Origin of the sequence: Sphingomonas radicis (genome assembly GCF_051400635.1) — a bacterium.
Lineage (GTDB): Bacteria > Pseudomonadota > Alphaproteobacteria > Sphingomonadales > Sphingomonadaceae > Sphingomonas.
This window is the reverse complement of sequence record NZ_JBLFFG010000001.1, coordinates 1,398,185-1,411,926: the sequence shown is the minus strand read 5'-3', so window position 1 is coordinate 1,411,926 and position 13,742 is coordinate 1,398,185. Positions and strand designations below refer to the sequence as shown.

The 13,742-nt window shown below is 65.1% G+C and carries 9 protein-coding genes; 5 read left to right on the top strand and 4 right to left on the bottom strand.

The annotated features are described in order from the left end of the window. The first annotated feature begins 49 nt into the window (after positions 1 to 49). Both ACMGDH_RS06375 and ACMGDH_RS06370 read left to right on the top strand, forming a co-directional pair. The gene (locus tag ACMGDH_RS06375; RefSeq protein ID WP_436827060.1) at positions 50 to 1,171 is read left to right on the top strand and encodes a sensor histidine kinase; all 1,122 of its coding nucleotides are present in this window, start codon (positions 50 to 52) and stop codon (positions 1,169 to 1,171) included. A 345-nt stretch (positions 1,172 to 1,516) separates the two neighbouring features. Further along, positions 1,517 to 2,047, top strand: coding sequence for a glycine zipper 2TM domain-containing protein (locus ACMGDH_RS06370; RefSeq protein ID WP_436827059.1), 531 nt, complete (start codon positions 1,517 to 1,519; stop codon positions 2,045 to 2,047). Between the two features lie 605 nt (positions 2,048 to 2,652). On the opposite strand, the gene phaR is transcribed toward ACMGDH_RS06370, so the two are convergent. Beyond that, positions 2,653 to 3,219 (bottom strand): polyhydroxyalkanoate synthesis repressor PhaR, encoded by a 567-nt coding sequence (gene phaR / locus ACMGDH_RS06365; RefSeq protein ID WP_436827058.1) that lies wholly within the window; start codon positions 3,217 to 3,219, stop codon positions 2,653 to 2,655. A 70-nt stretch (positions 3,220 to 3,289) separates the two neighbouring features. Between phaR and ACMGDH_RS06360 the strand changes: the two genes are divergently transcribed. The 3 genes from ACMGDH_RS06360 to ACMGDH_RS06350 all read left to right on the top strand — a co-directional run bounded on the left by ACMGDH_RS06360 (position 3,290) and on the right by ACMGDH_RS06350 (position 9,070). Further along, positions 3,290 to 4,312 carry an alpha/beta hydrolase gene (locus tag ACMGDH_RS06360; protein ID WP_436827057.1) on the top strand — a complete coding sequence of 341 codons (1,023 nt, stop codon included), beginning with the start codon at positions 3,290 to 3,292 and terminating at the stop codon, positions 4,310 to 4,312. Between the two features lie 121 nt (positions 4,313 to 4,433). Beyond that, positions 4,434 to 5,609 (top strand): acetyl-CoA C-acetyltransferase, encoded by a 1,176-nt coding sequence (locus ACMGDH_RS06355; RefSeq protein ID WP_436827056.1) that lies wholly within the window; start codon positions 4,434 to 4,436, stop codon positions 5,607 to 5,609. A gap of 206 nt (positions 5,610 to 5,815) precedes the next feature. Then, positions 5,816 to 9,070 carry a TonB-dependent receptor domain-containing protein gene (locus ACMGDH_RS06350; protein ID WP_436827055.1) on the top strand — a complete coding sequence of 1,085 codons (3,255 nt, stop codon included), beginning with the start codon at positions 5,816 to 5,818 and terminating at the stop codon, positions 9,068 to 9,070. A gap of 51 nt (positions 9,071 to 9,121) precedes the next feature. Here ACMGDH_RS06350 and ACMGDH_RS06345 read toward each other — a convergent pair whose 3' ends face one another. Genes ACMGDH_RS06345 through ACMGDH_RS06335 form a run of 3 tightly spaced genes read right to left on the bottom strand, consistent with a single transcriptional unit; the run spans position 9,122 to position 13,670 of the window. Next, complete coding sequence (locus ACMGDH_RS06345; RefSeq protein ID WP_436827054.1) at positions 9,122 to 10,147, bottom strand: alanine racemase; 1,026 nt, start codon at positions 10,145 to 10,147, stop codon at positions 9,122 to 9,124. A gap of 10 nt (positions 10,148 to 10,157) precedes the next feature. Continuing rightward, the gene (locus ACMGDH_RS06340; RefSeq protein ID WP_436827053.1) at positions 10,158 to 11,744 is read right to left on the bottom strand and encodes an MFS transporter; all 1,587 of its coding nucleotides are present in this window, start codon (positions 11,742 to 11,744) and stop codon (positions 10,158 to 10,160) included. 60 nt (positions 11,745 to 11,804) lie between these two features. After that, on the bottom strand, positions 11,805 to 13,670 hold the full coding sequence (locus tag ACMGDH_RS06335; protein ID WP_436827052.1) for an ABC-F family ATP-binding cassette domain-containing protein: 1,866 nt from the start codon (positions 13,668 to 13,670) through the stop codon (positions 11,805 to 11,807). Positions 13,671 to 13,742: the final 72 nt, after the last annotated feature.

Here is a 13,742-nt window from a genome sequence, read left to right as displayed (position 1 = left end):
TCGAATAGACACCGTGTCGGGCGCCGCCCGTGCTATAGTGCGGCAGCGAGTGGATACGCCCGACATAAAAGCGCGTCCTCGGAACTACCCGGACCGGCTTTCACCCCCGCAAGCTTCTCCGTTTTCCCCGGAAGGGGCCATGATCATGCATCGGATTGCTTATTTCGACGTGGCGCACAGCCTGGCGCTGGCGATCCTCGCCTCTTCCGATGCGCCCGCACTGCTGCTCGATGGAGAGCTGGCCGTCATTGCCGCCAGCAACTCCTTCTATCGCGTCTTCGCTCTCGATCCGCAGAATGTGGCCGGAAGGCCGCTTTTTGAGCTCGGTGCCGGCGAGTGGGATGTGCCGCAGCTTCGCGCGCTGCTCGATGCCACCCTTTCGGACCTTGCCGGGATCGAAGCCTATGAGATGGACCTCAAGGGCGGCAGCGCGCCCCGCCGGCTGGTCCTCAATGCCCGAAGGCTCGACTACGGCAATACCGAACAGGTCCGCCTGCTCCTGACGATTTGTGACGTCACCGAAGCGCGGACCAGCGCAAAGCTAAAGGACGACCTGCTGCGCGAGAACGCAATCCTGCTCCAGGAACTCCAGCATCGCGTGGCCAATAGCCTCCAGATCATCGCCAGCGTGCTCATGCAGAGTGCACGGCGGGTGCAGTCTGAAGAGGTGCGAGGCCATCTCCACGACGCACATCATCGGGTCATGTCGATTGCCACCGTCCAGCAGCAGCTCGCGGCGTCGAGGTTGGGCGATGTGGAGCTCCGCGGCTATTTCACCCAGCTCTGCGGGAGCCTTGGCGCATCGATGATCCACGATCATGATCAGGTCTCCATCGCGGTAACCGCCGGTCGCAGCAGCGTGAGTGCGGACATCTCGGTCAGCCTTGGACTGATCGTCACAGAGTTGGTGATCAATGCGCTCAAGCATGCCTTCCCGGGCGACCGCGGCGGCAGGATCCTCGTCGATTATCGCGCGCACGGAGCGGACTGGACGCTGTCGGTAAGCGACAATGGCGTTGGCACTCCGGACGCGCTGGCCGCGGCCAAGCCGGGCCTGGGGACCAGCATCGTCGAGGCACTCGCCAAGCAGCTTGCGGCCACTGTAGGGACCGAGGGCGGTGATCCCGGAACGACTGTCTCGATCATGCATATCGAAGCCCCGGCAGTCTGAGCCTGCCAAAGAGCTGGAGGCCGACGGGATCGCCCGTAGCTCGAAAGGCTGCAGTCTCGCGGGGCGCACCCTCCATGCTTCGCGCTGAGGCTGCGAGATGGCGTTGCCTCTCGCCCGGGCATCCCGCTTAGAGAGCGATGATAATAACTCCCATTTCTATATATCAACTCAAGCTATATTAATAATTCTACGAGAACATTATAAATAAACCTAAGATGAATGATCGAAATTTCTATTTGCGCTATTATTTTATTGAACTTGTATATACTGTATGCGTTCTCCGCATGACCTTATCTGAGGTCAGGAGTGACAACTATGACAAAGATGTTTTTAACGGCTGCCCTAGTGGCCGTAGCAATTCCGACCTTCCCCGCCCTGGCGCAATCCAATCAGGGCTGGAGCGAGTCACGTCGGGATGTTCGTGCGGCCGACCGGGAATATCGCGAGGACCTTCGCGACGCCGACAATCCGCGCGATGTTCGCAAAGTCCAGCGCGAGCATGCGCGCAATCTAGCCCAGGCGGATCGCAACGCGCGGCAGACCAACCGCGGCTGGCGCAGATACGCCAACTATGACTGGGACCGTCGTGAGCCCGGCAGGGATCGCTATGACGCCGAACGCTATTACCGCAGCGGCAGCTATTACCGGACCCGCACGCTAGCCCATAACGACCGCGTCTACCGCGGCCAGAACGGACGCTATTATTGCCGTCGTTCGGATGGCACGACCGGATTGATCATCGGAGCCGCCGCTGGCGGGCTGCTCGGTAACACCATCGTACGCGGTGACAGCCAGATCCTGGGAACCCTGATCGGCGCCGCTGGCGGTGCCGTTGCCGGCCGGGCCATTGAGCGCGGCAACGTTCGTTGCCGATAAACATCGCAACAATTTCGCGTGGAAGGCGGTGGGAAACCGCCGCCTTTCTCAAGCGCCCGGCTTAGAGCGATCGTGAATCGCGCCATGTCGCGCTGAGCGCATGAACCCTGAAGTGGGAATTATCTATCGAACTGCACATCTTCATTACGCTCATTCTCTCTGCCGTAATCACGCTGCTCGTCAGCGTGTGCGTGTGGACTCTGTTGCATAGCGCTTACCTGCGCCGAGTCGCTCGGACGACTGCCCATTCCACCACGAGGCCGAGCTAAAACAAGAACAAACCTTGAACATCTATGCCGGTGCACTAAGTCGCAAGAGCGATTTGCTCGCCGCTCTTTCATATCGTCGGAACGATCCTCTTGGGCGAGTCAACGAGGTGACGCGTCCGTGTAGCCTCGCTGCCGCGTAGGTGCCGCGTAGGTGCCGCGTAGGTGCCGCGTAGGTGCCGCGTAGGTGCCGCGTAGGTGCCGCGTAGGTGCCGCGTAACAGTGGCGTCAGGACACGCCGAGTCAAGCACGACTCGCGCGTTATCGTTTCAGATCAACGACTAGGTTGGTTGACCGCGCCCCCAAAACCCGCAAACGAGTCAAGCGGGGTCAAGCAGGCTATTTGCCCAGCTTCTCGATCTTGTCCTGCAGCCGCTTGAGCTCAGCCTTGAGCGCGGCGACATCGTCCCCGGCTTCTTCCGTTGCCGGCGCTGGCTGGGGCGCCGTGCCGGGAATCGGGGCGCCGGGCTTGAACGCTTGTGCCGCCGCTTCGAACATCGCCAGGTTGCGCTTGGCGATCTCGGCGAAGGGCGAATTGGCGAAGGCGCCCTCGACCGCCGACTTGAACTGCTCCTGGTTGCGGCGGAAGCTGTCCATCGAGGCTTCGAGATAGCCCGGCACCATCGCCTGCATCGAATCGCCGTAGAGCGCGATCAGCTGGCGGAGGAAGCTGACCGGCAGCATCGTCTGCCCGCGCGATTCTTCCTCCATGATGATCTGGGTCAGCACATTGTGCGTGATGTCCTCATCGGACTTGGCGTCGACCACTTTGAAGTCGCGCCCCTCGCGGGTCATCGCGGCGAGATGGTCGAGCGTGATGTAGGACGAGGTCTCGGTATTGTAGAGCCGGCGGTTGGCGTACTTCTTGATGATCACCGGACCGTTGCCAGTAGCTGCCTTCTTCATGCACACCCCCGACGTGATTGGCACACCCCTAACACCCTTTCATTCCGCGCCGCAACACGGACCGCGTCCGTTGCCGCTGTTTCTTGAGCTGCTGCGCAACGAAACCGCAGCATCGCCCGAACGTCGGGCGGCGGCACTTGCTGGGCTAAAGGCTTATCAGCAGGCGAAAAGACCCGCGCCGCCGCCGCCCAAACCTGCCATCGCAACTGCCGGGCGCGCAGTGCTGCGCGACTATGGCGGCGCAGCAGGCCGGCGGCGGATGCCGGTGGTTTTCGTACCCTCGCTCATCAATCCGCCGCTGGTGCTCGATCTGGCGCGTGGCAATTCGCTGCTGCGCTGGCTCGCGCGCCAGGGTTTCCGGCCGCTGCTGGTCGACTGGGGCGCTCCCACGGCCGCGGACCGCGCGCAGGATGTCGATTCGCACGTCGGCGAGCTGCTGCTGCCCCTGCTGCGCAGCCTCGATTCGCCGCCCGCGCTGGTCGGTTATTGCCTCGGCGGCACGCTCGCGACTGCCGCCGCTTCGGCGCTTTCCGTCGCCGGGCTCGCCAACATCGCCGCGCCGTGGCACTTCGCCGGGTACGGCAGCGCACTCGATCCGATCACTGCACTGTGGGACGAAGCGCATCCGATGTGCGAGCGGCTGGGGGTGGTGCCGATGGAAGTGCTCCAGGCCGGCTTCTGGCAGCTCGATCCGCGGCGCACCGTCGCCAAGTTCGAGCGTTTCGCCCGGCTCGCCCCCCGCAGTGCCGAGGCGCGGGCCTTTATCGCGCTCGAGGATTGGGCGAACGGCGGCGCGCCGCTCACCTTCGCGGCTGGGCGCCAGCTCTTCGACGACTTTTTCTCCGCCGATCTGCCGGGCACCGGGCGCTGGCGGATCGAGGGACGCGTGGTGGATCCGGAGGCGATCGGCTGCCCGCGCCTCTCCTTCGTCTCGACCACCGACCGGATCGTCCCCGCCGCCAGCGCCGCCCGCTTCGGCGAGGTGCACGAGCTTGCAATGGGCCATGTCGGCATGGTCGTCAGCAGTCGGGCGCGAACGGCGCTGTGGGAGCCGCTTGCGGACTGGCTAAGGGCCGTTCGAGCCACTAGATAGCCCGCGACAATCTCCGTTCGCCCTGAGCCTGTCGAAGGGCCGCTCTTCTTCCGCCGTGCCGGAGGAAGCGGTGGTTTCGACGGGCTCAGCACGGACGAGGCAGAGCTCAGGAGACTTCCATATGGCCGATATCGTCATCACCGCCGCCAAGCGCACGCCCGTCGGCAGCTTCCTCGGCGCTTTCGCCGCGACTCCGGCGCACGAGCTCGGCCGGGTGGCGATCGAGGCCGCGCTGGCGCAGGCGGGGGTTTCGGGCGCGGAGATCGACGAAGTGATCCTCGGCCAGGTGCTCACCGCTGCGCAGGGCCAGAACCCGGCGCGTCAGGCATCGATGGCGGCGGGCGTTCCCAAGGAAGTTCCCGCCTGGGGAGTCAACCAGGTCTGCGGATCGGGGCTGCGCGCCGTTGCCCTCGCCTATCAGGCGATCTCGACGGGCGACGCCAAGATCGTGGTCGCCGGCGGGCAGGAGTCGATGTCGATGAGCGCGCACGCCCAGTCGCTGCGCCCGGGCACCAAGATGGGCGACGTCAGCCTGGTCGATACGATGATCAAGGACGGCCTCACCGATGTCTTCAACGGCTATCACATGGGGATCACCGCCGAGAATCTGGCCGAGCAGTACCAGGTCACTCGCGGCGATCAGGACAGTTTCGCGGTCCGCTCGCAGAACCTCGCCGAGAAGGCCCGCGCCGAGGGCCGCTTCGCCGACGAGATCGCGCCGGTGACGATCAAGGGCCGCAAGGGCGACACGGTCGTCGACCAGGACGAATATATCCGCGCCGGCGCAACGGTGGAGGGCGTCGCCGGCCTGCGCCCGGCCTTCAAGAAGGACGGCACCGTCACCGCCGCCAATGCCTCGGGCCTCAACGACGGCGCCGCCGCGCTGGTGGTCATGTCGCGCGAGGAGGCCGAGCGCCGCGGCGCGCCGATCCTCGCCCGCATCGCCAGCTGGGCATCGGCGGGCGTCGACCCGTCGATCATGGGCATCGGCCCGGTCCCCGCGAGCCGCAAGGCGCTCGAAAAGGCAGGCTGGACGGTCGCCGACCTCGACCTGATCGAAGCGAACGAAGCCTTCGCCGCCCAGGCGCTCGCTGTCGGCAAGGACATGGGCTGGGACCCGGACAAGGTGAACGTCAACGGCGGCGCGATCGCGATCGGCCACCCGATCGGCGCCAGCGGCGCGCGCGTGCTCACCACACTCCTCTATGAGATGCAGAAGCGCGACGCGAAGAAGGGACTCGCGACGCTCTGCATCGGTGGCGGGATGGGAATCGCGATGTGCCTGGAGCGCCCCTGAACATCGTGTCTTAGCGATGCAAGGGGGTAGCTCACATTCTGAATGTTGCATGAATATTCGCGATTGCAACATAAAAGTTCGGCTTCTGTAACTTTTTTGCCACAGGCACGCAGAAAGCGAAATCCAGAAACATTCTGTAACTTGTGTGACTAACGTCCCCTTGGCCTGATCCGCTTTCCGGGCATCAAGCTCGGGGGGGCAAAACCATGAAACTATCCCGTCTTCTGGGCGCGACGGCTCTCGCCAGCGTGTCCTTCATCGTGTCGCAAACCGCCTATGCGCAGACCGCCGAACCCTCGGCGGACGAGGCTGCGCAGCAGGCTCTGGAGGAGGAAGAGGGCCCGGCGGAAGAAGTCCTGATCACGGGTTCGCGCATTGCGCGCCCCGAGCTCGAGGGCTCGATACCCGTCACCAGCCTGAGTGCGCAGGAAATCCTCGGAACGCGCGGCGACGTCTCACTGGGTGACGCGCTCAACCAGCTGCCGCAGCTGCGCTCGACCTTCAGTCAGGCCAATTCGACCGGTTCGATCGGCACCGCCGGCCTCAACTTCCTGGATCTCCGCGGCCTCGGCACGACGCGCACGCTGACACTGGTCAACGGTCGACGCGTCGTCAGTGCGTCGCCGGGCGATTATCGCGTCGACGTCAACACGATTCCCAGCGATCTGGTCGAGCGCGTCGAGACGGTCACCGGCGGCAATTCGGCGATCTACGGTTCCGACGCTATCGCGGGCGTGGTGAACTTTGTGCTCAAGCGCGATTTCGAAGGCGTCAAGATTCGCGCGCAAGGCGGCACCACCAGCTACGGCGACCGCGGCAGCTATCTGGTGTCAGGCATCGCAGGCAAGAATTTCGGCGATGGCCGGTTCAACGTGACCGTGTCGGGCGAATATGCGAACTCGCAGGCGCTCTTCTATTCCGATCGCTCGTATCTCGGCGCCACCAACACCGACGGTCGCGGCGGCGTGCCCGGCTTTATCAACTCGCAGATCACCACCGCGCCGAACCGCAATTTCGACGGCATCCCCAACACCTCGTTCGTCGACGGTGACCCGGGCGTCACGTTCGGCAACATCTCGCTCGGTGGTTATGTGATCACCAGCTGCCCGGCAGCGACCGCCACCAATGCCGCACAGCGCAATCTGGTTTGCACCGGCGGGCTCAATCCGACAGGCGGGCGCATCAACTACAACTATGCCTTCATGCCCGATGGCACGCTTGTCCGCGATGATCCCTCGCGCGGCCTGGTCGACAATCGCGGTATCGGCGGCGGCGTGCTCGGCGGCCTCAGCGCAACCGGCGTCGAAGACGCAATGCTTTTGCCGGGGCTTGAGCGCTACACCGGCAACTTCTTGTTCCGCGCCGAACTGTCGCCGGCGTTCCAGCCGTTCGTGGAAGCCAGCTACACGCGCGTGAATGCGTTGCAGCAGTCGACCCAGCCGACCTTCATCGCAAGCACCCTGAGCCCCACGTTCAGCGTCAACAACCCGTTCCTGACAGCGCAGGCGCGCTCGACGCTCACTCAGATTCTCAATCCCGGTGCAACGTCGTTCACGATGCAGCGCTTCAACAACGACTTCGGCACGCGCGCCGAGATGCACAATCGTGACACCTATCGCGCGGTGGTGGGGATCGAGGGCGATCTGAGCGACAAGGGCAACCTCCGCTACGAGGTCGCTTTCAACTACGGCCGCACCGAAAACTACTATGAGACTGGCGGCAACGTGCATCTCCAGCACTATCGCAATGCGATTGCGGCAACGCTGGCGCCGGCCGGATATGCAGGTTCTAACTATGTGCTGAATTCGGCCGGGCAGCGCGTCGTATGCGGCATCAATGCCGATGCGAGCAGCGCCAACGACGATGCGGCATGCTATCCGCTGAACGTGTTCGGGTACCGCGCTTCCTCGCAGCAGGCGCTCGACTATGTCCTCCACCGTTCGTACCGCAATCAATGGGCCGAGGAGATTGACTTCACTGCCTATCTGTCCGGCGATACGGAGGGGTTCTTCAACCTTCCGGGTGGCCCAGTCGGCTTCGCGATCGGCGGCGAGTACCGCAGCGAGGACGCCTATTCGGCATATGACGATGTCACGATTTCGGGCGCAACCTTCCTCAACTCGTCGCTGCCGTTCGACCCGCCCAAGGTGGAAATCAAGGAAGCCTATGGCGAGCTTCGCATTCCGCTGCTTCGCGACATCACGCTGCTCCGCGAGCTGACGTTCGAAGGTGCGGCGCGTATCTCCGACTATGGCGGCGACACTGGGGCGGTGTGGGCGTGGAACGCGGGCCTCGTCTGGTCGCCGATTCGCGATCTTCGCCTGCGCGGCACCTATTCGCGTTCGGTGCGCGCACCCAATTTGACCAACCTCTATGCGACGCAGGCGGAAACGTTCGCCAACTCGCTCACCGATCCCTGCGATCAGGCGGGCGGAACCAACGCAACCAATAATATTAACGCCAATCCGAACCGCGTCCGCAACTGCGCCGCTGCCGGAATTCCAACCACGATCACCTACACCGATTCGAGCGGCAACGCGGTTACCCGCCCGTGGACGAACGTACCCGGCTCGGGGGTTTCCGGGTTCAACCAGGGCAACCCCGATCTGGTGCCGGAAGTCGGCTATTCGTTCACCTTAGGCGCGGTGTACCAGCCGGAATATCTGCGCGGGTTCACCTTCGTCGTGGACTATTACAACATCCGCGTGAACAACGTGATCCAGGGCCTCACCGGCCAGCAGATCATCAACCGTTGCTATGACGATCCGGTGGGCATCGAGAATCCATTCTGCGCCGTCGTTTTCCGTCGCTCGGGTACTGGCTCGGCAACTGCCGACTACACCTTCGACGGGCAGACGAGCCGTCGACTCGACAACACGCCCGACGTCGTGTTGCCGAAGGTCGGGCCGGCCTTCCTCAACCAGCCGTTCAACTTCGCCGGACTCAAGACCCGCGGCATCGACTTCGATGCCTCGTACAATCACAAGTTCGACGGCGGCGAGACGCTCAGCCTGCGATTGGTCGCCAGCTATGTGATGGACCGACTGTCCTATTCGTACATCACGGCACCGGAGCAATATGACCGGCTCGACAGCATGCTGGGCGATCCCAAATGGGCGGGCAAATTCAGCGCGCTGCTCGATCTGGGCAACTTCGACATCAGCTACGACGGTCGTTATGTCGGGAAGCAGATCGTATCGGACCTGAGCTACGAGACCTTCTTCTCGTCGCAAGGGCGGCCGCCGCTGAATCCCGATGCCCGGCCGTTCGTCTTCTACGATCCGCAGGTGTATCACTCGATCCGGCTGGGCGTGGACGCGAACGACAAGTTCCGGTTCTACATGGGCGTGGACAACATCACCAACGAGCTGCCGCCCTATGAGCTGGCGGGCGTCGGCGACGATGCCGTCTATCCCAACATCGGCCGGTTCTTCTACGCGGGTGCGTCGCTGCAGTTCTAAGCGCTGGCGTGAACTACCCTCGCTGGGGCCGCTCTTCGGAGCGGCCCTTTTTTATCCCCACACCCGCTCGAACCGCTCCCCCAGCCCCGTCAGCAGCTCATATTGCGACAACCCGCTCAGCGCCGCGGTCTCCGGCAGCGCATAGTCCAGCGCCACCCAGTCTCCCTCCGCCAGCTCCGGCGCGGCATCGACGCCGATCGCAGTGAGGTCCATCGACACGCGACCGAGCACCGGCAGCTCGCGATCCCCCGCCCGCGCGCGGCCCTTGCCCGAGAAGCAGCGGAGATAGCCGTCGGCATAGCCGATGTTGAGCGTCGCCACTTCGGTGTCCGCCGTCGCGACGAACGCGCCGTTGTAGCCGACGATCCCGCCCGCCGGCACGCGGCGGCGCTGGAGAATCTGCGCTTCGGGCGTCACCACCTGGCGGATGCCGTCATGTGCCGCGCGCTGCTGCCCGCCATAGAGCGCGATCCCCGGGCGCGTGAGGTCGAAGGCATAGTCCGCCCCCAGCGCGATCCCCGCCGAATTGGCGAGGCTCAGCCGCCGCGCCGAAGTCCGCCCCGCGAGCGCGGCCAGCGCATCGCGCTGCCGCGCGTTGAGTGGCACGTCCTCGTCCGCACAGGCGAGATGGCTCATCAGCGTGTCGATCGCGAGCCCGTCGAGGAGCCCCGCCGCCACGTCTTCGGGCGAGACGCCCAACCGGTTCATGCCGGTATCGACCATCACGTCGCACATGCCGCCGCCCGCCTCGCGCCAGCGCTGCACCTGCGCGGGCGTGTTGAGCACCGGACGTACGTTCACCGGCCGCTCGCTCAGGTCCTCCGTGCGCAGGCCGTGGAGCACCGATATCGACACGCCGAGATCGGCCAGTGCGCGCGCCTCGGCCCAGGTGGCGACGAAGAAATCGCGGCATCCCGCCTCGGCCAGCCGCCGCACGACCTCACGCGCGCCCAGCCCGTAGCCATCGGCCTTCACCGCAGCGCCGCACGCGGCACTGCCGCTGAGCCGGGCGAGGAGTTTCCAGTTCGATACGAGCGCCGCGCCATCGAGGCGCAGCCGGAGCGGGGCATTGATCATGCCGTTGCGGTTAGCCGCGCCGGGCCGGTCGCGCCACCGTCTCCTTGAGCCCGAATGCCGTCACCAGCAGCGCCATCGCCACCACCGCAAACGTGTACCAGAGGCCCGCATAGGGATCGCCGCTCTTGGCAACGATATACTGGCTGATCAGCGGCAGGAATCCGCCAAAATAGCCGGTCCCGATGTGATAGGGGATCGACATCGAGCTGTAGCGGATGCGCGAGGGGAACATCTCGCTGAGCAGCGCCGCCACCGGGCCATAGGTCGCGCCCGAGAGCGCCATCAGCATCAGCACCGCAACGACGATCACCGCGATATTGGCCGGCGGGGGCACGATCCTGCCGAGTTCGTATCCCGCCGCGCCCAGCGCAGCGTCGAGCCCCGCGGGGCTCAGATCGTCCACCGGTGTCCCGCCGATCGAGACCGTGACCGCAGGCGCATGGACGGTGGTGTAGGTCACGCCGCGTTTGGAGAAATGGTCGAGCAGTTTGCCGCAGTCGTCGGCCTGGCGCTCGGCGAAGGGGTCATAGGCGCATTGCGGGCCGGAGACGACCACGGGCTCGCGCCGCGCAGCCTCCGCCAGTCCCGGATTGGCCGCGCTGCCGATCACCCAGAAGAGCGGGAACAGCAGCACCAGCGTCAACGCATAGCCGATCACGATCGGCTTCTTGCGGCCCACCCGGTCCGAGAGGTGCCCGAAATAGATGAAGAAGAAGAGCCCGAGCATCGCCGTGCCGCCGGTGATCAGCTGCGCCGCGGTGGCATCGAGCCGCATCGGTCCCTGCAGGAACGAGAGGACCGAGAACATCGAAGTGTACCAGATCACCGTCAGCCCCGCGGCGATCCCGAACAGCGCCACCAGCAGCCGCTTCCAGTTGCCCGGATAGGTGAAGCTCTCGACGAACGGATTGGCCGCGGTTTCCCCGGCGTCCTTGATCGCCTTGAACACCGGGCTCTCGGAAAGCTTCAACCGCATCCACAGCGAGATGCCGAGCAGCACGAGCGAGAAGAGGAAGGGCACACGCCACCCCCAGGCCTCCCAGACGTCCGCGAGCCCGAACTTGGCGAGCAGCACCACCGCAAGGCTCAGGATGAAGCCGCCGACCACGCTCGCCTGGATGAAGCTGGTATGGAAGCCGGCGCGTCCGTCGGTCGAATGCTCGGCGACATAGATCGCAGCGCCGCCATATTCGCCGCCCAGCGCCAGCCCCTGCGCAATGCGCAGCAGGATGATGAGCGCAGGCGCGGCGAAGCCGATCGCGGCGTAGCTCGGCACCAGCCCCACGCCCGCGGTCGCCACACCCATCAGCGTGATCGTGACGAGGAAGGTATATTTGCGTCCCAGCCGGTCGCCCAGATAGCCGAACAGGATCGCGCCGAGCGGCCGGAAGCCGAACCCCACCGCGAAGCCCGCCCAGGCGAGCAGTGTCTGCAGCACTTCGTTGCCCGCGGGGAAGAAAGTTCGCCCGATGATCCCCGAGGCGGCGAGCGTCCCGTAGATGAAGAAATCATACCATTCGAACACCGTGCCCAGCGACGATGCGCTGATCACGAGCCGCATGTCCTTCGCGCTCGGTTCCGCCCCCTGCGATGCCATTCGTCCCTCCCGTGTTTCCGAAAAGGTGTAGCGCACCCCCTGCGCGCCACAAGGGGAACGTCAGGCCGCGCTCGCCTCCAGTGCCTCGCTCGCCTCGAGCCATGCCGCCTCGGCCGCCTCGATCTTCTCGCTCAGTTCGGCCCGGCGCTTCATCAGCTCGGTCATCGTCAGCTTGGCAAGCGCCGGCTCGGCAGTCGACTGATCGAACATCGCCCGCTCCACCGCGCTGCGCTGCTCGCTGAGCTTCGCCAGCTCCGCCTCGGCAGCGGTGGCGGCCTTGCGCAGCTCCGCCCCCTTTTCGCGCGCTTCGGCGGCAAGGCGCCGTGCTTCCTTCTTGTCGGCCTTGGAGAGCTTGGGGCCCTGCCCATCCTTGCTGAGCACGAAGGCGATATAGTCGTCGAGGCTGCCGTCGAATTCCTTGGCAGTGCCCTGATCGACCAGCACCAGCCGGTCGGCCGTCATCTCGAGCATGTGGCGGTCGTGGCTGACCAGCACCACCGTGCCGGTATAGGCATTGAGCGCCTGGATCAGCGCCTCGCGCGCATCGACGTCCAGGTGGTTGGTCGGCTCGTCGAGGATCAGCATGTGCGGCGCGTCGCGGGTGATCAGCGCCAGCGCCAGCCGCGCGCGCTCGCCGCCCGAGAGCTTGCCGACCTCGGTGGTCGCCTTCTGCCCCGAAAAGCCGAACCGCCCCAGCTGCGCGCGCACCGCGCCCTGCGTGGCGCCCTTCATCAGGATCGTCATGTGCTGGAGCGGCGTCTCGGTCCGATCGAGCTCCTCGACCTGATACTGCGTAAAATAGCCCACGCGCATCTTGCCGCTGGCGTTCATCGCGCCTTCCATCGGCGTCAACTGCGCCGCGAGCAGCCGCGCCAGCGTGGTCTTGCCGTTGCCGTTGCGCCCGAGCAGCGCGATCCGGTCGTCGGGATCGATGCGCAGGTTGAGCCGCTTGAGGATCGGCGTCTCGCCATAGCCCACCGTCGCCAGGTCGAGCGTGATCAGCGGCGGGCGCAGCTCGTCGGGATTGGGGAAGTCGAAGCTCAGCGTCGGATCGTCGAGCAGCTCGGCGATCGGCTGCATCTTCGCCAGCGCCTTGGCCCGGCTCTGCGCCTGCTTGGCGGTCGATGCGCGCGCCGAGTTGCGCGCGACATAGTCCTGCAATTTCTCCCGTTCGGCCTGCTGCTTGGCCCGCGCCGATGCAAGCTGTGCCTGCCGCTCCGCGCGCTGGCGCTCGAACGCGTCATACCCGCCCGGGTAGAGCGTCAGCTTGCCGCGATCGAGATGGAGGATGTGATCGACGACATTGTTGAGGAAGTCGCGCTCGTGGCTGACCAGCAGGATCGTCGCCGGATAGGATTTCAGAAAATCCTCCAGCCAAAGCACCGCTTCCAGGTCGAGGTGGTTCGAAGGCTCGTCGAGCAGCAGCATGTCGGGCTGCGAGAACAGGAGCGACGCCAGCGCCACGCGCATCTTCCACCCGCCCGAAAAGCTGTCGAGCGTGCGGTGCTGCATCTCCTCGTCGAAGCCGAGTCCGACCAGAATCTGCGCCGCGCGGCTCGGCGCGGTATAGGCATCGATCGCCATCAGCCGCTCATAGACTTCGCCCAGCCGGTCCGGATCCTGGCTGGTCTCGCTCTCGTGGAGCAAAGCCGCGCGCTCCAGGTCGGCAGCGAGCACGGTTTCGAACGGCGTCGCGTCGCCGTGCGGCGCTTCCTGCGCGATATAGCCCAGCTTGGCGCCGCGCGGCATCTCCACGCTGCCGGTATCGGGTTCGAGCTGGCTGGCGATCACCTTGACCAGCGTGGACTTACCCGCGCCGTTGCGCCCGATCAGCCCGATCCGCCCCTTGGGCGGCAGCTTGGCGGTCGCGCCGTCGATGATCGTGCGCCCGCCGAGGCGCACCGTGATATCGGTCAGATTGAGCATGATGCGCGCGGCCCTAGCACCACCGCCCGCATCCCCCAAGTACGGACTTGGCCGCAGCCCTTCCGCAGCCTA